This window comes from Paenibacillus sp. FSL H7-0331 (genome assembly GCF_001956045.1).
The window spans coordinates 41,988-65,437 of sequence record NZ_MRTH01000012.1; the positions used below are offsets into that span (position 1 = coordinate 41,988).

Below are 23,450 nucleotides of genomic sequence, written 5' to 3' on the forward strand. Positions count from 1 at the left end.
TCCTCTTGCCGAACGGAAGAGGGTCGTTTATAATTTATTTATAGTAAACTGTTAACAGTTTCCAAACGATGATATTCGCAAAAAGGCTGCTTTTGTCGGTTCCAACTTTGCTGCTATCTTACCTCAAGCTATGCTGACCGCCTGCGTGGTCAATACCTCAAGATAAGTCTTAATGATTCCATTCGTTGCCTTGAAACCTTATTTGTAAGCGCATACTTTAGACTTTTGTCGTATTCGATGTAAGTCCTTGCTGGTGAGCTACTCGTTAAGAGACTGACTGCGATAATCCAAAGGAGGGCAGTGCCGATGATCACATGGAATTTTGAAAAGCAGGTTGTTGTCATTACGGGGGGGACAAGTGGATTAGGATACGCTTTAACTGAAAGTTTCATTCAAAGTGGTGCCAAGGTGTACAGCTGTGGAATGAATGATGCCAATTTGATACAAGCCAGGGAAACGCTGTCGCAGACCTACAAACACGACAGCTTCGATGTTTCCTCTGTTGATGTCAGAGACACGGCCCGACTGAAGGAATGGCTGCAGATGATTGAACGTGAGGCGCAGAGAATCGATGTACTGATCAATGCCGCAGGAGTATGCTCTACGGTAGCGGCAGCCGATGTAGACAATGAGCTATGGGATTTAATGATGGACGTAAATGTAAAAGGAACCTTTTTTGCCTGCCAGGCTGCCGCGGAGTATATGAAAAAGCGGGGTTATGGACGTATTGTTAATGTCAGCTCGATCAGTGCGTATAACGGTGGAACGCTGGTCAGCCCGCCGTATGGAGCCTCCAAGGCCGGAGTAGTGGCTTTGACCAAGTCATTTGCTGCTCTGTATTCCCGCTATGGAATTAGTGTGAATGCCGTTTCTCCAGGGCCGTTCAAGACGGATATGATTGCTGATTTTACACCGCAGGGTGTTGCAGGCATGATTTCCAAAACACCGGATGGCCGACTCGGTGAAATAGCGGATGTGGTGCAAAGCATATTATTTTTAAGTGATGCATCAGCCAGTCACATTACAGGAGCTACCTTGGATATCAATGGTGGCTTATACATGAGGTGATGCTATGAAAATCATGAAGGTTGAGCCGATGGGCATGCGTTATATCGAGCCGAATGATGATAACAGCACGCGTTATACGATGCTCGTCCGAATTGAAACGGACAGCGGGCTTGTGGGCTGGGGGGAAGGGATAGCGATGTGGCCGGAAGCCGTTAAGGCGGCGGCAGCTTTAATTGATGGTGGTTTGACGGCGCTTGTGATCGGCAAGGACCCACTGGATACCGAACTGCACTGGCAGGTGATGAAGGAGCATGTATGGTGGTATGGTGGAGATGGCGGAATTGCATCCTTTGCTATCAGCGCTATCGACATGGCCTTGTGGGATATCAAAGGCAAGGCTTTACAGCAGCCGCTTTACAAGCTGTTTGGCGGCAAAATGCTGAATAAGCTTCATGCGAATGCCAGCATTCATGTCAAATATTTCGAGCATCAAAAAAATGCCGATGAGATCAAGGGTTACATCGATGAAGGCTATCAATCGGTCAAGGTAGGCTTTGGGAAAAAAGGAACCGCCAAGCTGGGTTTAACCGAAGAATACGATATGGCATTCGTCAAGGCAGTCCGTTGCGCAATCGGTCCCAAGGTTGGATTTATGGTCGATATTGGGCATAAGGTCAAATGGGATGTTGCACACGCGATCCGAATGACGAAGCAGTTTGCCGAATATGGAATCGACTGGATCGAGGAGCCCTTTGAGCCGAATCAGCTTGCTGATTTTGCCCGGCTCAAGCAGGCAACGGGCTGTCTGCTGGCTTCGGGAGAGCGTGAATCGACGGTGGAAGCCTATTCCCGCCTGATCCGGACGGGCTTGATCGATATTGTCGGTATTGATCCTGCGCGGTCCGATGGTATTACCGGATTTCTTAAGGTGCTTACCCTTGTAGCCGATGCCAAGATCAAATTCAATACCCATGCCTGGAGCACGGCCTTAACAACTGCCGCCAGTGTTCATCTCTCGATTTCTTCGCCCCATTGCATAATCATGGAGCTTAAGCCGCTTCCCAGCTCCATGCAGCACGAGCTCGTTTATAATCCGATTGTTCAGCAGGACGGCTGGGTGCTGCCTATCGAGGGGCCGGGTCTGGGTGTGGAGGTAGATGAAGAAGCAGTCCGCAAATATCGGTTCTGTTAAGCGATTGACGGCAGCTCTCCATAGGAGTGAGTAACATGATTCAAAAGGAAGTTTTATCAGAGAAGGTTGCCAGCTATTTGCGCACCCGAATATTGCTGGGTGAATATCCAAAAGGATTTCATCTGAGTGAAGTACAGTTATCGAAGGAGCTTAACGTAAGCAGGGGGCCCATTCGAGAGGCGATCCACCTGCTTGAGAACGAAGGGTTGACTGAAACTCCGGGAAACGGCCGAACGTTGGTGAAGGGATATGGCAAGCAGGATGTAAAGGATTTATTTCAGCTTCGATGTATGCTGGAAGCTTTGGCGATTCGCAGCTTGATTGAACAGGGAAGCCATCATGATTTATCTGGTGTACAGGGAGTCCAGCAAGCTATGGAAGCCAGCACTTCCAAATCAGATACGATTCGACTGGATATCGAGTATCATTATCAAATCGTGAAAGCCGCAAGCAACCGTACGCTGCTCAATATGTGGCTGATGATCAAAGGCTTGACGAGTGCTTTGATAGAAATGACGACGGGAACCTATGGAGATATCGGTTTTGTTATGCATAGTCATGCGGAAATAACGAAATCGCTATTAGCGGGAGAGGCTGATGAAGCGATTCACCTACTGAAGGGGCACTTGGAAATAGGTCAGCAGATGATTATTACTTATTTGGAGGGTCAGTACCCTCAGACTGGAGGATCTACAATTGGAACAGACTCAAATTCCTGAGAAAATGAAAGCCCTGGTCGTCTATGGAATAGGTGACTACAGGCTTGAAACGGTTGATGTGCCCACAGCTGGCGAAGGGGAGATTTTAATTAAGGTAGAGGCCTGCGGCATTTGTGCCAGCGATGTCAAAACCTTTTTGGGTGCGCCCAAAATTTGGGGTGGTGACGGCAATCCGCCTTATATTCAAACTCCAGCGATACCGGGCCATGAATTTGTCGGCCATATCGTAAGTATGGGACCGGGTGTGAAGGGTGATTTTAAAGTAGGTGATCGGGTCATTTCCGAGCAGATCGTGCCCTGCTGGGACTGCCGATATTGTAATACGGGCAAATACTGGATGTGCCAAAGGCACGATATTTATGGCTTTCAAACTCATGTCAATGGCGCCATGGCTGAATATATGAAATTTCCGAAGGAAGCGATCAATTATACGATTCCGAAGGAAATCCCGATTGAAAAGGCAGTCCTTATAGAGCCGTATGCCTGCTCCAAGCATTGCGTCGATCGGGCGAATATCGGCAATGAAGATATTGTGGTGCTGGCAGGAACAGGAACCTTGGGACTTGGCATGATAGGGGCAATTAAGCTGAGAAATCCCACAAAGCTCGTTGTACTCGATATGAAGGATGATAGATTGGAGCTCGCGAAAGCTTTTGGCGCTGATATCACGATCAATCCGTCCAAAGAAAATGTAAAAGAAATGATCATGAATATGACGGACGGCTATGGCTGTGATATTTATATTGAGGCTACAGGGCATCCGGCCAGCGTCAAGCAGGGACTGGAAATCGTGCGAAAGCTGGGAACCTTCGTAGAGTTTAGCGTGTTCAAGGATCTCGTAACAGTCGATTGGAGCATTATAGGGGATTCCAAGGAATTGAATATTTACGGCGCCCACTTAAGCCCATATTGCTATGAGTCGGTTATTGAATGGATTGGCAACGGAAAGCTGCCTACGGACGGGGTGGTCACGCACCAGCTCAGTCTTGAGCAATGGCGGGAAGGTTTTGAGATGATGGAGAAGGGTGATCCGTGTATAAAAGCGATCTTGATCCCTTAGAAGCAAAGGCAGTTTGAAAAAAAATATTTGATTGTGGATATACCAAAAGCAGTCCCGGACCGAATTGTGGTAGAGGGACTGCTTTTGTCTGCTATTTGCTCTCCAATTTGACCTTTTCACCAAGCGCATGAGCGGCTTGAATCGCAGCATACACATTATCATGGTGGACCGGGAAGGGGAGATAATGAATAATTTCGTTCAGATCACAGGCTCTTTGGGCACTCAACCTTATTTCGTGATCCCGCACTTCGGTACAGCCCATGTCAAACAGACTGACAGGCAGACCGATCACCTGATAGAAACGCATCAGCTCAACAATTTGCTCCTCGGACTTGTTCTCCAGCATCAGCTGACACAAAATGCCGAAGGCAACCAGCTCGCCATGATAGGTGCCGTGAATTTCATCGATACAGGTCATTCCGTTATGAAAAGCATGGGCTCCAGAGCCTCTGCATGTATGGTGGCCAATACCTCCGACAAGTCCGGCCAGTAAAATATTCGTATCGATAATTTGCCGAATGGCGTCACCGGCGAGACCTTGTTTACTTTCACTAATCGCCTGTTCGCTGAATTCCATCAGAAGATCCCGTGCAAGCTCAGCCGTTTTTAGACCCAGACGGGTTTTGGCGTTTTGAAATTTACCTTCATTGATGGGGTATGCCTCGTACCACTTCGCCAGTGTATCACCGATTCCAGCAATCAAATACCGATAAGGAGCCTCTGCGATAATTTGCGGATCTACCAGCGTCAGCACGGGGCACCAATCATAATACTCCATCCCCAAATACTCATGACCGGGCTTGTACATAATGGACAGTGGAGTCGTAGCTGCGCAGGTGGAAGCCAGTGTAGCTATGGTTGCCATTTTAATGCCAGTACGGTGAGCGACAACCTTGGCTGTGTCCATGCACTGCCCGCCACCAACGGCAACGATCAAATCCATATGCTCAGGTATGAGCGCCATAATGCGCTCGGTTTCCTCATAGGTACATTCACCATTAAAGGTGCACAAGTGAAATTGAAGCGCATTCATTTCCAGGCTTGCTTTAATCTGCGGTCCCGCTTTCTGCCAAGCAGTTTTACCCGCGATGATCAGAATTCGCTTTCCGAATTTCCCCAACCATTCCCCGGACAATTGTAAAATGTTCGGTTCCTGAATATAAACCGTTGGATACGCCATTGACACCAGCATAATGTTAGATTCCTCCTTAGCGTTTGAGTGGATCACACCATTCATAAACATTTACCGACTTACGGCAGAAAACCTACTTCGTAACATCTGCGGGATTTGCTTCCGCAAAACTGACATCATAAGCACCCACTGTTTTTTCAATAATTTGACATCGCAATCCATTATAATAAAATGGGTTTAGTACTATTTTACTTCAAGTGAGCCTGCATATGTTATTATTATTTTGAAAGTCATACACGTTAAAGCTTCCAAACGGGAGCTCAGTAAACGCTTACGATGAAAGCTTCGTGATGGAAGCTCAAGCAAATGCTTACGATGCAAGCTTCCTAAAGGAAGCTTTGAGGAGGGAAAACGAACATGAAGGTTTTGTTTATTGGAGGCACGGGGTTAATCAGCCAGGCAGTTTCCAAGCTGACCGTGGAAAAAGGTTTCGATTTATACCTGTTAAACCGGGGGCAGCGGAATGATTTTGTCCCGGATGGTGCTCATGTGATCAAGGCAGATATTCGGGATGCAGCAGCTACAGCGGAGGCTTTAAAGCCATTTGAGTTCGATGTCGTCGTAGACTGGATTGCGTTTACTGCGGATCATGTTCAGGTAGATGTAGAGCTGTTCAAAGGCAAAACATCCCAGTACATATTTATCAGCTCGGCCTCGGCCTATCAGAAGCCTGCCAGCCAGTACCTGGTGACGGAATCGACACCGCTTGCCAATCCATTCTGGCAGTATTCTCGGGATAAAATTGCCTGTGAGGAATTGCTGATGAATGCATATCGCAATGAGAGCTTCCCGATCACAATTGTACGTCCGTCCTATACATATGGAGATACGATGATTCCATCCGCACTGAATAGCTGGAGCCACCCGTGGTCTCTGGTGGACCGGATGCGCAAAGGCAAAAAAATCGTCGTACACGGAGATGGAACATCTCTGTGGACGATGACTCATAACACCGATTTTGCCAAAGGATTTGTTGGATTATTAGGCAATCCTAAAGCAATCGGACATGCCTTCCATATTACCTCCGACGAGGTACTGGATTGGAATCAAATCACTCGATCCATCGGGGCAGCAGCAGGAGTTAAGCCTGATATTGCTAATATTTCCTCTGATTTTATAACGGCGTTCTCGCCTGATAGTGTCGGTGGTCTGCTGGGTGATAAGGCAGTGAGCAGTGTATTTGATAACAGTAAAATCAAACGGTTCGTTCCCGGCTTTGTGGCAACCGTTCCTTTTCATGAGGGGATCAAACGGACTGTAGAATGGTTCGAAGGACACCCGGAGAAATGCACCGTGGACACAGCCTGGAATGAACTGATGGATCGGATTGTCGAGGCCCACGAGGCAGGGCGGCAGCGAGCCAACAGCTAATCATCTGCTTAAAATTTTGCAAACGATTTGAACATAAGCTGGTAAATAATAAGCTGATATTGCAGTCGGTCTCCCAGAGAGACAGGCTGCATTTTTGGTTTATTGCCTAAACCGCCAACAGCCCCACCTTCAGCGCATCGAGCAGTTTTTCAACCGCAGAGCTGAATAACGAGCCCTCCTGCTTTCTCAAAATACCCGTTACCAGTCCTGAGTCCAGATCCTGAATGTTCTTGAGCACGGTTCCAGCAGGCGGGGGAAGAACGGTAATCAACGGTACGACGGCAACCCCGAAATTAGCCTGCACATAATACTTGAGCGCGGCCATATTCCCTATCTCCATCCCATTGTAAGGACTGCCACCCTTTTCCAACAGGCAGCTTTCCAGCTTTTTGCGATAGGGACAGACGGAGGTCGTGATTAACAAGGTTTCATTCTGAAGATCGTGAAGATAGATGTGCTCCTTACCGACGAGGCTGTGATTTTCGGGTATGAGCAGTCCAAGCTCCTCTATAAACAAAGGCTCGAAGGTGCTGCTAAGACCGCTTTCAGGAGTCGTGCAAATTGCCAAATCGATTTCATCATCAGCGAGCATCTGGCTCAGAACCGTAGTGTTACCGATCTGGATGCTGATCTGTACCTTGGGATACTGCTGCAAGAACGGACCCAATATTTGCGGCAGCCGATAGCTGGCTGTTGGTTCCATGGCGCCGAAACGGATCACGCCGGTCTCACCCTTAATAAACTCGTTCATCGTATTGCTCAGAAAAGCGTAGTCCTTGAGCAGCAAATCCGATTTTTCATGAAACAACCGCCCGGCTTCCGTCAATCGAAGCTTTTTTCCGCGTTCCAGCAGCTTGACGCCAAGATCCATCTCCAGCTTTTGAATATGCATAGTGATCGTAGATTGGCCATACTGCAGTTCATCCGCTGCCCGTTGAAAGCTGCCCAGCTTGACGATGGTTTGAAATGTTTTAATGGTACGCAAGTCCATGTCGGTTTTCTCCTTTACCGATACTTCAAAATAAGTGAAGGAACAGTTCTTTTTTTTCAATTGTACAAAATCATAATAGTTCTGTATATATATCTAAAGAATATATTTAATTAAACCAAGGGGAATACTCAACTATTGGCTTGGACTTTATCATAGTTCATAAAAAGTGAATAAAAACATCAGGTATTTCGATTTTACAATAAAAAGCGGATGAGGTATGATTTGTATTAATTAATAGTAATTCAATCGGAATAGTTATCATTTAAATACAAAACAAAATTGGGAGGTATTCAAATGACAAAACACAAGAAATTAAAGCTGGGTGCAATGATTCATGGAGTTGGAGGTGGATGGGCGGATTGGCGGCATCCCGATGCGCTTCCGGACGCCAGTGTAAATTTCGGCTTTTATAAGGAGCAGGCACAGATTGCTGAGGCAGGTAAATTTGATTTTGCCTTTATTGCGGATAGTGTATCGATTAATGAAAAATCGAGTCCGCATTATATTAACCGTTTTGAACCGTTGACGATTTTGTCCGCTTTGGCGGCAGTCACAGACCACATCGGGCTGGTCGCCACATTAACCGCAAGCTACAGCGAGCCGTTCACGGTAGCCAGACAGTTCGCTTCTCTGGATCATATCAGCCATGGAAGGGCAGGTTGGAATGTCGTCACCTCCTGGCTCTCGGGAAGTGCCGATAACTACAGTAAAACCGAGCATCCCTCTCACGAAACACGGTATCGGCTGGCCAAAGAGCATTTGGAAGTTGTACAGGGCTTGTGGGATTCTTGGGAGGATGACGCGTTCGTTCGCAACAAAGAAACCGGCGAGTTTTTTGATAAAAGCAAGCTGCACACCCTGAATCACAAGGGAGAGTTTTTCTCTGTGAAGGGTCCGCTCAATATTGCCCGCTCGAAGCAGGGACAACCGGTTATTTTCCAGGCGGGAACGTCTGATGACGGAAGAAATTTTGCTGCTCAAAAGGCAGATGCAATTTTTGCAGGACACGAAAATATTGAAGAAGCCAAGGCATACTATAAGGATTTGAAACGTAGAGTCGTTGCTTTTGGACGGTCTGCGGATGATGTTTCGATTTTACCGGGTATCGGTCCTATTGTCGGTCGCACGGAGGAAGAGGCGGAACGCAAATTCCAGCAGAAGCTGAATCTTGTTAACATCGAAGATGCGATTATTTCATTGGGACGCCCCTTTAACGATCACGATTTCTCGGTATATCCACTGGATGAGCCGTTCCCGGATTTGGGGGACCTGGGCAACAACAGCCAGCAGGGTGGCTCGCAAAAAATAAAGCGGATAGCCAAAGAAGGGAATTTGACGCTGCGTCAGGTTGCACTCAGGTTGGCAACGCCAAGATCGACCTTCGTCGGGACGCCTGAAAAAGTAGCGGATACGATCCAGCAGTGGATTGAGGAGGAAGCATCTGACGGTTTCATTGTCAGCTCTGCTATTCCCGGCGGCTTGAAGGATTTTGTAGAGCTGGTCGTGCCGATTTTGCAGGAACGTGGATTGTACCGCTCCGAATATGATCAGGACACGCTGCGCGGGAATCTGGGACTTGAGGTTCCGGTTAACCGCAATACAAAGGCTAAAGCTGGCATAACGGTTTAACATAGTCGATGTTCATAAAGTCTATCCAATCTGGAGGTTATCTATATGGCGAATCAGAGAAAGTTGAAATTGGGGGCTCAGCTGCATGGAGCAGGCGCCAGCTGGTGGGATTGGAGACATCCCGAAGCGTTCAGCGACGGCAGTATTAATTTTGAATTTTACAAGCAGCAGGCCAAACAGGCGGAAGCGGGCAAATTCGATTTTCTGTTTGTTGCCGATAGTGTCTACATTACGGAAAATTCCAGTCCGCATTACCTGAATCGCTTCGAGCCCTTGACGATCTTGTCTGCGCTCGCTGCGGTTACGGACAAAATCGGAGTTGTAGGCACCTTAACGGTCAGCTACAGTGAGCCGTTTACGGTAGCTCGGCAGTTTGCTTCGTTGGACCACATCAGCCACGGCCGGGCCGGCTGGAATATTGTAACCTCCTGGCTGGAGGGAAGCGCCAGCAACTACAGTAAAGAGAAGCATCTGGATCATGATGTCCGCTACAGGCTTGCTGAGGAATATTTGGAGGTAGTCAAAGGCTTGTGGGATTCGTGGGAGGATGACGCATTTGTGCGGAATAAGGAAACCGGCGAATTTTTTGATAAAAGCAAGCTGCATACCTTGAATCATCAAGGCGAGTTCTTCTCGGTGAAGGGTCCGCTTAACATATCCAGATCGAAGCAGGGCCAACCGCCGATTCTGCAGGCCGGAACCTCGGAGGACGGAAGAAATTTTGCAGCGAAACATGCAGATATCGTATACGCGGGTCATCAATCCTTCAAAGAAACCCAGCAGTATTATAAGGATTTGAAAAGACGTGCAATAGCCTTCGGAAGATCGGCTGGCGATATCTCGATTATTCCGAACATACGACCGATTATCGGACGTACCCGGGAGGAAGCAGAGCAAAAGTACCAGACCTATGCGAATCTGGTGACGATAGAGAATGCATTAGTAGCGCTCGGACGACCGTTTAACGATCATGATTTTTCGGTTTATCCACTCGACGAGCCATTCCCTGATCTGGGAGAGCACGGTGCCAACAGCCAGCAGGGCAGCTCTGAACGGATCAAAAGAACAGCCAAGGAGCAGAAGCTGACGCTGCGCCAGACCGCGCTGCTGTTCTCGACTCCGAGAGGCGAATTTATCGGAACACCGGAGCAGGTGGCAGATTCGATCCAGAAATGGTTCGAGGAAGGGGCAGCGGATGGTTTTATAGTAGGGACAGGGACAACAGGTGCCTTGAAGGACTTTGTTGAGCTGGTGATACCCATTCTGCAGGAGCGTGGGCTGTTCCGCACGGAATATGAGCATGATACCCTGCGCGGTCATCTGGGCCTGCAGGTTCCTGTTAATCGTTACAGTAAAGTGACTGTGACCCCATAATCATGATTGCAAGCTTTCTATAAAAACTTTTAGGAGGTACACATATGGCTCATTCAAGAAAAATAAGACTTGGCGCAACGATAACAGGTGTAGGCACTTCCAAGCATGGCTGGAAGCATCCTGATCTGAACGGAGATGAAAGTGTCAGCTTTGCGCATTTCAAGAAAATCGCGCAAAAGGCTGAAGCCGGCAAATTCGATTTCGTGTTTATTGTCGATAGTCCTTATATTACCGAAGGCTCGGCACCGCACTACCTGAATCGGCTTGAACCGCTGACGGTGTTATCGGCGCTTGGCGCGGTGACTTCACAAATCGGATTGGTGGGCACACTGACTGCCTCCTTTACAGAGCCATTTACGGTAGCCCGGCAGTTCGCTTCACTGGACCATATCAGTCATGGCCGTGCTGGTTGGAACGTGGTTACGACCGGACTGGAGGGCGCAGCCCAAAATTACAGCAAAACCGAGCACTTCGATCATGAGGTTCGCTATAAAAGGGCAGAGGAGCATCTTGAGGTCGTCAGAGGTTTGTGGGATTCATGGGAAGATGACGCTTTTGTGCGCAACAAGGAAACGGGTGAATTTTTTGATAAAAGCAAACTGCACACCTTGAACCATAAGGGCGAGTTCTTCTCAGTCAAGGGCCCGCTTAACATTGCTCGCTCTAAGCAGGGGCAGCCGGTTATTTTTCAGGCTGGAGGTTCAAGCACAGGACGGGATTTAGCCGCCAAAAGCGCGGATGCGATTTTTACAGGCCATGAAAATATCGAAGAAGCGAAGGCCTTTTATGCGGATATCAAACAAAGGGCTGCGGCATTCGGGCGAGCCTCCGAGGAAATTCTTGTATTCCCTGGCATAGGACCGGTTATTGGACGGACGCAGGAGGAAGCAGAAAGCAAGTTTCAGGAAATTGTCGGCCGTGTCAATCTGGAGGATGCGTTGATACAACTTGGGCGTCCATTTACTTACCACGATTTCACACAGTATCCGCTGGATGAACCCTTCCCGGAGCTTGGCGATCTCGGCAGCAACAGCTACCGCAGCGCAACGGATCGGATTAAACGAATCGCGAAGGAAGAGAAGCTGACACTTCGCCAGACGGCACTGCGGTTCGCAACGCCAAGAAGCAGCTTTGTTGGCACACCGGAGAAGATAGCTGATACGGTGCAGCGCTGGTTCGAGGAGGGTGCGGCAGACGGCTTTATTATTGGTTCTGCGCTTCCAAGCAGCCTACAGGATTTTGTAGAGCTGGTCGTGCCGATCCTGCAGGAACGGGGACTGTTCCGCGATGACTACGATGGAGACACGCTGCGCAACCATCTCCGTTTGTCATTTCCGGTTAACCGCAACAGTATACAGAAAGTCACTGTTTAGACGATAGTCCATAGGCTAATGCATTTATACCGGAGGGAATTTATGAACAAACAGAAAAAATCGGTACTTCAGCTCACCGCATTTATACTCAGCATGTCTATTCTGATATCGGCTTGCAGCAATTCGGATGCCGGCAAAGGCAGCCAGGCGGCGTCAGATCCCGGGAAGGTTACACCTGGTGGCGAGCTCGTATGGGCATTGGCAGGAACGGTATCCAATGACAGCCTGGATGCACATAAAGCTGGCTTTGCCCCGACTACACGCGTCATGAGATCTTTGTATGACAGTCTGGTTGTGGAACTGCCCGATCATTCGATCCAACCATGGCTGGCTGAATCGTGGCAAATCTCGGAGGATAAGAAAAGCTACACCTTCAAGCTTCGCAAGGATGTGAAGTTTCACGATGGCACACCGTTTAATGCGGAGGCCGTCAAGTTTAATTTTGATCGCATCAAGGATCCAGCTACAAAAGCGTCGATATCCATTAATGAAATCGGACCTTATGTATCAACCGATGTGATCGATGAGTTTACGGCCAAAATTAATTTCGCTACGCCGTATGCGCCGTTTCTGGTCAATGCCGCCAAAGTCGACCTGGGATTCGTATCTCCTGCAGCCGTTAAAAAATTTGGAGACAAATATCCGCAAAATCCGGTTGGCACCGGACCGTTCAAGCTATCAGTACTTACCCCAAGCTCGCAGGTCGAGCTGGTCAAAAACCCGGATTATAACTGGGGTCCAGCGAACGCCAAGCATCAAGGTCCGGCTTATTTGGATAAAATCACCATCAAATATGTGGAAGAAGAGTCGACGCGGGTTAGCGTTCTGCAAAGCAAGCAAGCACAAGCGGCTGACATCATTCCTCCGCAAAATCTGGTTGCCTTGAAAGCTGACAAAAATTTTAACGTCCTGGAAACGGAATTGATTCAAGCGAATCACCAGTTATATTTTAACCAGACGAGAGAGCCGTGGAACAATCTGAAGGTGAGAGAGGCCGTACGCTCGGCACTTGATCTGGATTCTGCCATCAAGACGATTTACCTGGGAACCTCCAAGCAGGCATGGTCTCCTCTGTCGCCCCAAACCTTCGGTTATGATGCGTCGTTGGAGAAATCATGGAAGTATGATCTGAAAAGCGCCAACGAAACGTTGGAATCCTTAGGCTGGATTAAAGGTGTTGATGGCTATCGCGTCAAAGACGGTAAGAAGCTGATCATTGAATTCCTCGATACGCAGGGCAATCGCGAGAAACGATTGGATCTGCTATCCATCCTGACCCAACAGCTGAAGCTTGCAGGAATCGAGCTCAAGCTGATCTCGCTTCCGTCAGGAACGTATTCGGAGCGCAGTCTGAAGAACGATTATGATTTGCTGGCCGGAAGTCAGTTTTCAGGAGATCCGAATGTGCTGCGGCAGCTGTATTCAACCAAGGGGCCGTCCGGTAAAAATAATTCAACAAGAACGAATGACCCTCAGCTGGAGCAGCTGCTGGAGGATGGTTTGCTGGAAAATGATACGTCCAAACGGATAGACATTTACAAAAAAGTACAGCAGCACATCATTAAAAATGTCTACTCGATCCCAACCTATGTGTTTCAGTATTCTTTTGCAACCGTAAAGGAAGTCCAAGGGATTACCTTTGATTCCCCGGCATGGCCTGTGTTCTATGATGCATGGATTCAAAAATAAATAAGTGAAGGTGAAGCGGATATGGCAGGTTATATTGTAAGAAGGTTACTCGTGTCGATTCCCGTTATTCTGGGAACGTTGACACTGGTTTTCCTGATCATCCACTGGCTTCCGGGAGACCCGGCGGTGATGCTTGCCGGAGACGACGCCGCACCTGACCGTATCGAATTTTTGAGACAGCAGCTGGGACTGGACCGTCCGCTATGGCAGCAGTATTTATCCTATATATGGAGCAGTGTCCAGGGAGATTTCGGAACCTCGTTTGCCAACAGCCAGCCGGTGCTGAACCGGTTGATTGCGCAGATGCCGGCAACGCTGTCGCTGGCTGTGCTGAGCACGCTGTTCGCTGCCGTAATTGGAGTCGTGCTGGGCATCCTGTCTGCTGTATATAAGAATCGTTTCATGGACTATGTGATTCGATTGGTGAGCCTGCTTGGCGTGTCCATGCCCTCATTCTGGGTAGCGATTTTGCTAATATTGATATTTTCGGTGCATTTTCAATTATTGCCTGCTATTGGGAACGGTAGCTTTAAGCAGTTGATTCTTCCGGCGATAGCATTAGGCATTTCAGGTGCAGGGACACTGATTCGTATGGTTCGCAATAGTGTGCTGGAGGTTATCGGCGAACAGTTTGTGCTCACTCTCAGAGCCAAAGGGCTTTCCGAAAGGGTTGTTCTTTACCAGCATGTGCTGCGAAATGCGCTGCTGCCTGCACTGACGATACTCGGTATTATCGTCGGTAATATGCTTTCTGGAGCTGTAGTAACAGAAACCGTCTTTTCCAGGCAAGGCTTAGGTAAAATGGTCGTTGATGCCATCAACCAGAAGGACATACCGGTCATTCAGGCAGCTGTATTGATTACGGCAGTCATTACGATTCTCGTTAATTTGCTGGTTGATATTTCGTATTCCTATGTGGATCCTCGGGTGCGTAAATCGCGCAGTTAACCGGGGGAGTCGGCACAAGAACGGGATACGCTTGGAATCAGAAAATAAGGGAGGAGTTATCACATGCTTATGAACTCGGTTACGACTGAAGCTCTGGCTCCGAATAGAATCAAGCAACAGCCACCGATTTCTTTATACAGGAAGGTTTCGTTCAGCAACCTGCTTCTTGGTTTCTCCATATTCATTCTAGCTGTGCTGGTCATATTCGCGATTGTCCCGCAGTGGGTTGCACCTTATTCGCCTACGGACATGCTAACGGACGAATTATTGAAGGCGCCCAGCTTTTCGCACATACTGGGCACCGATCAATTCGGCAGGGATGTGTGGTCACTGATCGTTTATGGGAGTAGGCAGTCGCTGATGATCGGGGTCATTTCCGTTCTGATCGGCGGTTTGATAGGCACCGCCATAGGGCTGGTTGCGGGTTATTTCGGCGGTGTTGTCGATTCCGTATTCATGCGTATCAATGATGTGATGATGACCATTCCGGGTATTTTGTTTGCTATCGTGATTGCGGTCGTGTTGGGTCCGAGTTTTTTTAATGTGATTCTGGCCATCAGTATCGCTTCCATTCCGAATAAAGCCAGAGTCGTGCGAAGCCAGGTGATTACGATTCGTAATAGGCCCTTCATTGATGCGGCACGGTCGATTGGAACGTCTCATATGGAGATCATGTTCCGGCACATCTTACCGAACTGTTTTTCACCTCTGCTCGTTATGATGACGATTGGCGTAGGCAGCTCCATTCTGGTAGGAACGGGCTTAAGCTTTCTGGGGCTGGGCGTCATCAAGGAAATTCCCGATTGGGGCTACATGCTTTCACAGGGAAGAAGCTATATGACAGTTGCCTGGTGGATTGCTACCTTTCCGGGCTTGGCTATTACCATATTGGTCGTTGTCGTCAACATGATCGGAGATGATCTTCGTGACCGGATGGATCCGAAGAAAGGCAGGGCATAACACATGAAACAGCTTCTTGAACTTCATCAGCTCTCGGTCGATTTTCAAACATCCAAAGGGTCGCTGAATGCGATTAACAAGGTCGATCTGCAGATCGGCAGCGGAGAAATTGTTTGCCTTGTCGGAGAATCAGGAAGCGGTAAAACGATTACCTCTTTATCGATTATGCGTCTGATTGATTATGATAACGGGCGAATTTCCGGCGGTAATATTGAGTTTAACGGTCGCAGCCTGGTCGGGCTGTCACAGAAAGAAATCAGTGAGCTTCGTGGCAAAAAAATCGCAATGATTTTTCAGGAGCCAATGACTGCGCTTGACCCTGTATTCAGTATCGGCTTTCAGATTATCGAGGTGATCCTGCGTCATGAGACGATCAGTAAGGCTGCGGCTGAGGAGAAAGCGACTCAACTGCTGCGCAGGGTAGGAATTCCGGAGCCGGAAATCCGCATGAAGCAGTATCCCTACGAGCTGTCAGGCGGGATGCGCCAACGCGCTATGATTGCCATGGCTTTAGCCTGCGGACCCGAGCTGTTAATTGCCGATGAACCGACAACCGCTCTGGATGTAACCATTCAGGCGCAAATTCTGAATTTGCTGCGTGAGCTGAAGGACGAATTCAATATGTCCATCCTGCTGATCACCCATGACCTTGGTATTGCCGCCGAAATGGCGGACCGGATTGTGGTCATGTATGCCGGGAAGGTAGTGGAGCAGGCTTCCGTTCACCAGTTGTTCGAAAGCCCGTCCCATCCGTATACGCAGGGACTGCTGCAGTCGATTGTCGCTATGGATAACGACCGGAATACACGACTGTATACGATTCGCGGATCGATTCCGAGCTTGTCCGATCTGCCAGCAGGCTGCCGCTTTCACCCCCGCTGCCCCTACGCAACGGATCGCTGCCTCGCGGAGGAGCCGCCGCTTTTGAAGGTTAACGGTCGTGAGGTTGCCTGCTGGCATGCCGAAAGATTGGATAACATGGCGGCTGAGGTTTTCTGGGGATCAACCGTTAAGGGTGAGCTTGCCATAGGCAGAGATCGGAATGCCGCTGCGCTTGCAGCCTCCGGAGAGCATACCCCAGCACTGCTGGAGGTCAAACAGATCAAGAAATATTTTCCCATTAACGGGGGAATGTTTCAGCGGGACCGTGGAGCGATCCGTGCTGTGGATGACGTTTCCTTTCAAATTAATAAAGGAGAGACATTTGGACTTGTCGGTGAGTCCGGCTGCGGCAAAACGACGCTGGGCCGGGTTTTGATCCAGCTGGAAAAGGCAACGGGCGGCAGCGTGCTGTTTCAGGGTAAAGATCTGGTTGGCCTGAGAGGCAAGGAGCTAAAGCAAACACGGCGTGATATGCAGGTGGTGTTCCAGGACCCTTTCGGATCGATCAATCCACGCTGGAAGGTCGGTGATATTATCGGCGAACCCCTGTGGGTGCACGATTCGTTAAAGGGCGCAGCCAAGAGGGAGAAGGTAGAGGAAGTGATGCAGCTCGTGGGCTTAAGCCCAAGCTGGTATGACCGGCATCCGTATGAATTTTCCGGCGGGCAGCGTCAGCGAATCGGCATCGCCAGAGCGATTGCGCTCAACCCGAAATTTATTTTGGCGGACGAAGCGGTTTCTGCGCTCGATGTTTCGGTTCAATCCCAGGTGATCAATCTGATGCAGGAGCTGCAGGGGCGACTGAATCTGACCTACTTGTTCATTGCCCACGGACTTAATATCGTTCGTCATATTTCCGATCGTATCGGGGTGATGTATCTTGGCAAGCTTGTCGAAATTGCACCTACGGACGAGTTATTCAAGCAGCCCGCCCATCATTATACGAAAGCACTGCTGTCTGCTATACCGATCGCAGACCCCAACCGCACAAGAGTATTTGTGCCGCTTGAGGGTGAGATGCCTTCGCCAGCGAACCCGCCTTCCGGCTGCCGGTTTCATACCCGTTGCCCGGCTGCTACAGCGCGCTGCAAAGAGTTGGTGCCCGAGCTGAGGGCGGTCGGACAGGGGCATTGGGCAGCTTGCCACTATCCGGTGTAGACCCTTCAGTACGGTACGTAAGCTATTCAACAGATCGCAGCAAGGAAGGGGTAGAGGATGACCTCCCGATTATTATCTATACAAGCTGTCAATAATTTGGTAAAAAATGGTAGTTCACTGGCTATAAGCGGCAATATGGAAATGTCTCCAATGGCGCTGATCCGCGAGCTCATTCGTGCTGGCAGGCACGACCTGTCCGTGATCTGCGTTGGCGCGGCAGCAATTAATGCCGATTTGCTGATCGGGGCGGGTGTCGCACGAAGCCTCGAATTTTCACAGGTTTCGCTGGGGGAATTCGGCTTCGCACCGCATTTTCGCCGCCGATTTGAGGACGGCTCCCTGTCAGGCTTCGAGCACGCCTGCCCCTCGCTCGCTTCGGCTGTACAGGCGGGGGCGATGGGCATTCCTTTTATCCCTGTATGGGGATTGATCGGAACGGATTATATGCGTATTCGACCTGATTTCCATATCATAAGCAATCCTTATGACGAGCAGGAGCAGATCGCTATTGTTCCTGCGATCCGTCCGGATACGGCATTGTTTCACGCCTATCTAGCGGATACGGAAGGGAATGTTATCGCCCATCCTTCGCAAAATAACCGGATATTAGCCCAGGCGTCTGGGCAGACGATTGTTTCCGTTGAAGAGATCGTATCGCCAGAGGAACTGCGCCGTGCCGAAGGTTCGATAATTCCATCGGCATTTATAACGGCGATTGTGCACGCCCCACATGGGGCATACCCCACCAGCTGCCCTGGCAGGTATGAGATTGATAGTGAGCACGTGCGCACATATGTGGAAGCGTCTCGATCGGAAGCTGGCTTTGCCGAATATGTGAAACGTTACATATTCGATCCACACCATCATGACGATGATCGTAATGCCGTATCCCTTCGGGAGGTAAGCCGATGAATGCACGCTGCTACACGCAGGATGAACTATTGATTTGTAATCTGGCCCGTGAATTAAAGGATCACGAGACGGTCGGTGTCGGGAATAACTCGCCTGTACCAGCCGCTGCTGCTTTACTGGCCCAAGCGCTCCATGCCCCCAATGCGACAGTTTACATTCTCGGCCAGCCGGATTGGCCCTTTGAGGGCACACACGAATTTTTCAATTTGATGCAGCGCGGTGGGATCGATGTATTTTTTTTGAGCGGCGCACAAATTGATTCCTATGGCAATATCAATCTCCATGTCATTGGGAATTACAGCGCTCCGAAGGTTCGACTGCCTGGAGGTGCCGGATCAGCGGTTGTTTATTTTATGTGCAAGCGCATATTCCTGTTCAAGACCGATCATAACGTCAAGGGATTTCCTGAAAAGCTGGATTTTGTCACTTCGTCTGCAAGCTCGGAGCCTTATGTCAATCGGAACAGTCAATTGGAGGGGGTGTTCACTCCACTTGGTATTATGAGGCCATCAGCCCAAGAAGGCGGGAGATTGAAGCTTTCCCATACGGCACCGGGTATCGAGCCCCTTCATGTTCAGACGCAAACCGGATTTGAGCTTGGAATCACTAGCGTGCCGATACCGCAAACAGTTGAACCATCTGCAAAAGAGCTTCAACTGCTGCGAGGGGTCGTAAATTTGCAACTGAAGCGGATTTACCCTGAATTTGTGCGAAGTGTTTTTGGCAAATAAATTGATTTCTATGGAGGATGGTTTATGAGCAGCGTCTATGATTGGAAGCAGTTGGAATACGAGATCGGCAGTGTGCTGGAGTCCAACAAGGATTATCGCGGTATTATAGAGGGCGTCCGCCCTCTACTGCAAAAGCTGCTTGCCTATGAAGAATTGATTCCGACAGCTTATCAGGAGCCTTTGCCGAACAAGTATGCCCAGTATTTACTGTACAAACCGGACAATGAAGCGTTCTCCGTGATTGCCTTCATCTGGGGGGCGGGTCAGACGGCTCCGGTTCATGACCATCTGGTCTGGGGTCTGGTAGGCTTGTACCGCGGATCGGTAATCGAAAAAAGATTTAAGCGTGAGGATCATGGTATCTCAGCTGAGCCCCGTTATTCGATTCGCGAGGTTTCCGAGGTGAAAGCGGACAAAGGGGATATCACATTCGTGTATCCGCCGGATTATGATATACATGGTGTTTCCAACCCTTTTGATGAAATTGCGATTACGGTTCACATTTATGGAACAGATATAGGAAAGCAGGAGCGCCATATTCATGATGTGCAAACCGGTACTTACCGGGATGTCGTCACCAGACATGACAATCCGGCTCCGATCTACAGCTAACAGCTGAATACGACAAGGGGTGACCTACATGGAGCAGCTAACGAAAGGACCTCTTTCGGGCGTTAAAGTATTGGAATTTGGGCAGATTGCGGCAGGGCCTTTTGCCGGAATGTTATTTGCCGATTTGGGCGCGGACGTAGTCAAAGTGGAACGGCCGGATATCGGAGACAGTATGAGGGAATGGCCGCCTTTTTTTGAAAATGACGATGGCGAAGCATACAGCTCTAATTTTAGCTCTCTGAATCGCAATAAACGTAGTATCGTGATCGATTTTAAATCGCCGGAGCAGCTGTCAAATCTTCGGAAGCTGTGTGCCAAAGCGGACGTGATCGTTGAAAATTTCCGTCCTGGTGTACTGGGCAAATTCGGTCTGGATTATAAATCTTTGTCACAGTCCAATCCCAAGCTGGTGTACTGTTCCATCTCCGGCTATGGACAGGAGGGGGCTTACTCGCAAAAGGGTGCTTTCGACGTGACGATCCAGGCGATCAGCGGCCTGATGAGTGTGACAGGCGAGGAACAAGGGGAGCCAGTGAAATGCGGCGTACCCGTGGCTGACTTTGCCGCTGGCTTGTACGGCGCCTATTCGGTTGTCGCCGCGATCCTGCAGGCGGAGCGCAGCGGGCAGGGCGCCTACATCGATTGCTCGATGCTGGCAAGCGTCCTCGGTATATCCGCTCTGCAGACGAGCGAATATTATGGCAACCAGGTTGCGCCTGCACGTCTGGGCAGCGCACATCCCCGCAACGCACCTTATCAGGGCTATCAAGGCAGCGACAAGCCTTTTGTCATTGCTGCCGGTAACGATAAGCTGTGGCGGGAGGTATGCGAGGCGACAGCTTTGTCGGCGCTCGCCGATGACCCGAGGTTCATCACTCAAGCCATGCGAGCCCGTAACCAAAAAGAGCTTGCAGCGATCCTGCAACCGGTTTTCAGTACCCAAACGGCGGAAGCATGGCTGCAGGAGTTTGACCGCAGAGGCGTACCCTGCGCTCCAATCAATAATTTTGCCGATATCTTGAACGACAAGGCTGTTGCCGATTCAGGTCTGCTGCATGAGCTTCAGCTGCCCAATAACACGACGACCATGACGGTTGGTTATCCGGTCAAGCTGTCGGGCTATCAATTTCAGATTTACCGCAAACCTCCTCTTAAGGGAGAGCATAATCACCAATTATTCGAAGAGTGGGGAGTATAACGATGAGCGAGATCACTTTACGTTCTATTCATGATTTCCGGGCAACCTATGCTTTGATTCAACAAGCGATAGAGGACTTGACTGAAGGTCAGCTGGTGTGGAAGCCGGCAGTGGACAAGTGGAGCATCAAGGAAGTAGCAGCTCATCTCGTGGACGCGAGTCTGGTGCATTCCATACGCATACGCAAGATCGTGGCCGAAGGCTCCGCACAGCTGCCACCGTTTCTGCTCTATGATCAGGATGCATGGGTGGCCGATTCAAGAGCTAATGAAACCTCCATTGCAGAAATATTAAGCGCTTTTCAGGCGATTTTATATTATAATGCGTTGTTTTATGAGCGATTGACGGAGGCAGACTGGAGTAAAAAAGGATTGAACGGGGAAAAGGAAGTTACAATCTCGGATTTGTTTCAAGGCTTCATTAACCATGTGAATATACATGTAAGACAAATCGACAGGAACAAAGCGGCGTGGTCCGTGAAATAATTCATATCCCGGATTTCAGCAATCATAGCGAATAACCCTTCAACGTCACGATTAGAGTAGGAGGGTTATTTGTTTATTTGCATCTGGCTTATATTTGGTTGTAATGATTCATGATCGAGTTGATTTTGCCTAACTCCCGTTCCATATTTGCGAGCTGCTCCTGAGGAATGGCAGTGAAAATATGCTCCCCCCGCGCCGTGAACTGCTCTCTGATTTCTGTCAGCTGACGGATACCTTGTTCGGTCAGGCGCACATTAATAATACGCCGATCCTCCAAGGAACGAATACGCTCAATCCACCCTTGTGATTCCAGCTTGTCAACTAAACTGGTAGCTGCACCAACGGTAATGGACAAAAAACCGGCAATATCGTTCATTTTTAATGATGGTACATGCTCCAGTTTGAAAATAAGGCAAACGGAGGAATAAGAAATACCGCTCTCAATACTCATAAGCTGAATCATTTGCTTAACTTGACGATTTAATTCCATTAAAGACTTCCATAGAGACGATACAGTCGTTGCCTCGATGACTGTTTCCTTGCTGTTGTCGGAAATTGTGCTCATCAGACTCCCCCTTACTTCCAGTTTAGTACTGTTATATTTACTATAATAGCACAAACCTGAGCTAAATATATCATTTGGCCCTGTGAGATGGGTGTTTGTTGAGCTGTGCAAGGTTAAGTAACCGACAGCCAAGGGCGATCCTGATGCCAGCGAACATCAACAGACGTTTCAAAAAATGTGGATAGATTTGCTCCTGTTACTACATCACGTGTTTTGCCCTGCATAAAAGCTTCTCCGCGGCGAATCAATAAGCTATGACTGAAAAGTGGCAATATTTCTTCCGTATGATGTGTGACATAGAGGAGATGAGGGGCATCAGGCTGCGCAGCCAGCTCTGTGATACTCGTAAGCAGCATCTCTCTTGATATGAAGTCCAGTCCGTTGCAAGCCTCGTCCAAAATCAATAAAGCAGGCGTGGCCATTAACGCTCTAGCTATGAGCAGCTTTTGCTTTTCACCCTGCGAGCAGGTTTGATAAGTCCGGTCTACCAGATGGCTACAACCCAACCGTTTCATCAAGCTTAAAGCCTGCTCATAATCCTCCTCAGTCGGCTTTTCATATAAACCGATGGAGGCGTACTTACCGCTGATTACGACATACTGTGTACGATCCGAACCATACAGCTTCTCTTGCAAGGAAGAGCTTACCCAGCCGATCGTTTTGCGAAGCTCGCGGACATCCACTTCACCAAATTGATGCCCCAATACTTGAATACTTCCTGAGGTTGGCCACATATAACCATTTAAGAGATTAAGCAGCGTAGTTTTACCGGAGCCGTTCAAACCAAGTATAGCCCAATTCTCGCCTTGATTGACCTGCCAGTTGATACAATTAAGCACAGTTTTCTGATCTCTTCGATAGCTAACCTCGTTCATATCAATGATGGTATTCATAAGCTGATAGCCCCTCCCCGCCTAACCGTTATTCGAAAAATTATATCTCAGGTTTTATCTCTATTACAAGTAATATTACTAGGTATAGGACTTGGTCCTACAATTTTTTGGTATAAGCAGGAATTAAGGAGGATTATGTCGAATTCAAATTTTTGAAGCATCAGCAGAGCTAAGGGGGAGTTTGAGTGAAGTATTCAATTAGTCAGTCTGTGAAAATTGTTGATATGAACGATGAAATTATGGCAGAGGTACTGTTTGACCATGGTGATTTTGAGCTGTCCGCGCTCGCTGTAGGCTCTTCCGTTATAACGAATGAATTGGGATTAAGACAGTTTGATGTTGTCTATGATAGAAGAGAGGGCAAGAAACAGCGCATTCGCATTGTTGATATTGAAATTGATTTGATCACTCAACCTGCCACGACACGCGTGTATCTCGAACCCAGAACATTAATTATTGGCCAGCATGATGTTGGCGAGGTGTAAATCTATTACTACGTGGAGGCTCA

General features: G+C 48.8%; 22 protein-coding genes. 18 read left to right on the top strand and 4 right to left on the bottom strand.

Annotated elements, in window-relative coordinates; all coding sequences use genetic code 11:
- Positions 1 to 306: 306 nt before the first annotated feature.
- From BK127_RS18815 to BK127_RS18830, 4 genes are read left to right on the top strand one after another with little or no spacing between them, the layout of a single operon-like run.
- Positions 307 to 1,068, top strand: a complete 762-nt coding sequence (locus BK127_RS18815) for an SDR family NAD(P)-dependent oxidoreductase (RefSeq protein WP_076233048.1) — start codon at positions 307 to 309, stop codon at positions 1,066 to 1,068.
- A gap of 4 nt (positions 1,069 to 1,072) precedes the next feature.
- Entirely contained in the window at positions 1,073 to 2,200 is a 1,128-nt protein-coding gene (locus tag BK127_RS18820; protein WP_083689407.1) for a mandelate racemase/muconate lactonizing enzyme family protein, read from the top strand.
- A 35-nt stretch (positions 2,201 to 2,235) separates the two neighbouring features.
- Positions 2,236 to 2,919, top strand: coding sequence for a GntR family transcriptional regulator (locus BK127_RS18825; RefSeq protein ID WP_076233049.1), 684 nt, complete (start codon positions 2,236 to 2,238; stop codon positions 2,917 to 2,919).
- A gap of 4 nt (positions 2,920 to 2,923) precedes the next feature.
- Entirely contained in the window at positions 2,924 to 3,979 is a 1,056-nt protein-coding gene (locus BK127_RS18830) for an alcohol dehydrogenase catalytic domain-containing protein (RefSeq protein ID WP_076233222.1), read from the top strand.
- A 91-nt stretch (positions 3,980 to 4,070) separates the two neighbouring features.
- Here the strand turns inward: BK127_RS18830 and BK127_RS18835 are convergent, their stop codons facing one another.
- Positions 4,071 to 5,171, bottom strand: a complete 1,101-nt coding sequence (locus BK127_RS18835) for an iron-containing alcohol dehydrogenase family protein (protein ID WP_076233050.1) — start codon at positions 5,169 to 5,171, stop codon at positions 4,071 to 4,073.
- Positions 5,172 to 5,528: 357 nt separating this feature from the next.
- On the opposite strand from BK127_RS18835, the gene BK127_RS18840 reads away from it, so the two are divergent.
- Positions 5,529 to 6,542: an SDR family oxidoreductase gene (locus BK127_RS18840; protein WP_076233051.1), complete on the top strand. Its 1,014-nt coding sequence runs from the start codon at positions 5,529 to 5,531 to the stop codon at positions 6,540 to 6,542.
- A 106-nt stretch (positions 6,543 to 6,648) separates the two neighbouring features.
- Here BK127_RS18840 and BK127_RS18845 read toward each other — a convergent pair whose 3' ends face one another.
- Positions 6,649 to 7,533 (bottom strand): LysR family transcriptional regulator, encoded by an 885-nt coding sequence (locus BK127_RS18845; RefSeq protein WP_076233052.1) that lies wholly within the window; start codon positions 7,531 to 7,533, stop codon positions 6,649 to 6,651.
- 294 nt (positions 7,534 to 7,827) lie between these two features.
- On the opposite strand from BK127_RS18845, the gene BK127_RS18850 reads away from it, so the two are divergent.
- The 12 genes from BK127_RS18850 to BK127_RS18905 all read left to right on the top strand — a co-directional run bounded on the left by BK127_RS18850 (position 7,828) and on the right by BK127_RS18905 (position 21,484).
- Positions 7,828 to 9,162, top strand: coding sequence for an LLM class flavin-dependent oxidoreductase (locus tag BK127_RS18850; RefSeq protein WP_076233053.1), 1,335 nt, complete (start codon positions 7,828 to 7,830; stop codon positions 9,160 to 9,162).
- A gap of 45 nt (positions 9,163 to 9,207) precedes the next feature.
- Positions 9,208 to 10,536, top strand: coding sequence for an LLM class flavin-dependent oxidoreductase (locus tag BK127_RS18855; RefSeq protein ID WP_076233054.1), 1,329 nt, complete (start codon positions 9,208 to 9,210; stop codon positions 10,534 to 10,536).
- A 44-nt stretch (positions 10,537 to 10,580) separates the two neighbouring features.
- Positions 10,581 to 11,909, top strand: a complete 1,329-nt coding sequence (locus BK127_RS18860) for an LLM class flavin-dependent oxidoreductase (RefSeq protein ID WP_076233055.1) — start codon at positions 10,581 to 10,583, stop codon at positions 11,907 to 11,909.
- Between the two features lie 42 nt (positions 11,910 to 11,951).
- On the top strand, positions 11,952 to 13,598 hold the full coding sequence (locus BK127_RS18865) for an ABC transporter substrate-binding protein (protein WP_179097533.1): 1,647 nt from the start codon (positions 11,952 to 11,954) through the stop codon (positions 13,596 to 13,598).
- A gap of 21 nt (positions 13,599 to 13,619) precedes the next feature.
- Complete coding sequence (locus BK127_RS18870; protein ID WP_076233057.1) at positions 13,620 to 14,546, top strand: ABC transporter permease; 927 nt, start codon at positions 13,620 to 13,622, stop codon at positions 14,544 to 14,546.
- Between the two features lie 63 nt (positions 14,547 to 14,609).
- Positions 14,610 to 15,506: an ABC transporter permease gene (locus BK127_RS18875; RefSeq protein ID WP_256711366.1), complete on the top strand. Its 897-nt coding sequence runs from the start codon at positions 14,610 to 14,612 to the stop codon at positions 15,504 to 15,506.
- Positions 15,507 to 15,509: 3 nt separating this feature from the next.
- Positions 15,510 to 17,546, top strand: coding sequence for an ABC transporter ATP-binding protein (locus BK127_RS18880; RefSeq protein WP_076233058.1), 2,037 nt, complete (start codon positions 15,510 to 15,512; stop codon positions 17,544 to 17,546).
- Positions 17,547 to 17,603: 57 nt separating this feature from the next.
- Positions 17,604 to 18,458 (top strand): CoA transferase subunit A, encoded by an 855-nt coding sequence (locus BK127_RS18885; protein WP_076233059.1) that lies wholly within the window; start codon positions 17,604 to 17,606, stop codon positions 18,456 to 18,458.
- Positions 18,455 to 19,189, top strand: a complete 735-nt coding sequence (locus BK127_RS18890; RefSeq protein WP_076233060.1) for a CoA-transferase — start codon at positions 18,455 to 18,457, stop codon at positions 19,187 to 19,189. Before BK127_RS18885 ends, BK127_RS18890 begins: the two co-directional genes overlap by 4 nt.
- Before the next feature lie 24 nt (positions 19,190 to 19,213).
- The gene (locus BK127_RS18895) at positions 19,214 to 19,801 is read left to right on the top strand and encodes a cysteine dioxygenase family protein (RefSeq protein ID WP_076233061.1); all 588 of its coding nucleotides are present in this window, start codon (positions 19,214 to 19,216) and stop codon (positions 19,799 to 19,801) included.
- Between the two features lie 28 nt (positions 19,802 to 19,829).
- Entirely contained in the window at positions 19,830 to 20,999 is a 1,170-nt protein-coding gene (locus BK127_RS18900) for a CaiB/BaiF CoA transferase family protein (RefSeq protein ID WP_076233062.1), read from the top strand.
- A gap of 2 nt (positions 21,000 to 21,001) precedes the next feature.
- Positions 21,002 to 21,484: a DinB family protein gene (locus tag BK127_RS18905; RefSeq protein ID WP_076233063.1), complete on the top strand. Its 483-nt coding sequence runs from the start codon at positions 21,002 to 21,004 to the stop codon at positions 21,482 to 21,484.
- 88 nt (positions 21,485 to 21,572) lie between these two features.
- Here the strand turns inward: BK127_RS18905 and BK127_RS18910 are convergent, their stop codons facing one another.
- Together BK127_RS18910 and BK127_RS18915 are read right to left on the bottom strand one after the other, a co-directional pair.
- On the bottom strand, positions 21,573 to 22,049 hold the full coding sequence (locus BK127_RS18910; RefSeq protein ID WP_076233064.1) for a MarR family winged helix-turn-helix transcriptional regulator: 477 nt from the start codon (positions 22,047 to 22,049) through the stop codon (positions 21,573 to 21,575).
- A 113-nt stretch (positions 22,050 to 22,162) separates the two neighbouring features.
- Positions 22,163 to 22,942 carry an ABC transporter ATP-binding protein gene (locus BK127_RS18915; protein WP_076233065.1) on the bottom strand — a complete coding sequence of 260 codons (780 nt, stop codon included), beginning with the start codon at positions 22,940 to 22,942 and terminating at the stop codon, positions 22,163 to 22,165.
- 185 nt (positions 22,943 to 23,127) lie between these two features.
- Here BK127_RS18915 and BK127_RS18920 point away from each other — a divergent pair, with 185 nt between their 5' ends.
- Positions 23,128 to 23,427: a hypothetical protein gene (locus tag BK127_RS18920; RefSeq protein ID WP_076233066.1), complete on the top strand. Its 300-nt coding sequence runs from the start codon at positions 23,128 to 23,130 to the stop codon at positions 23,425 to 23,427.
- The last annotated feature ends 23 nt before the right edge of the window (positions 23,428 to 23,450 follow it).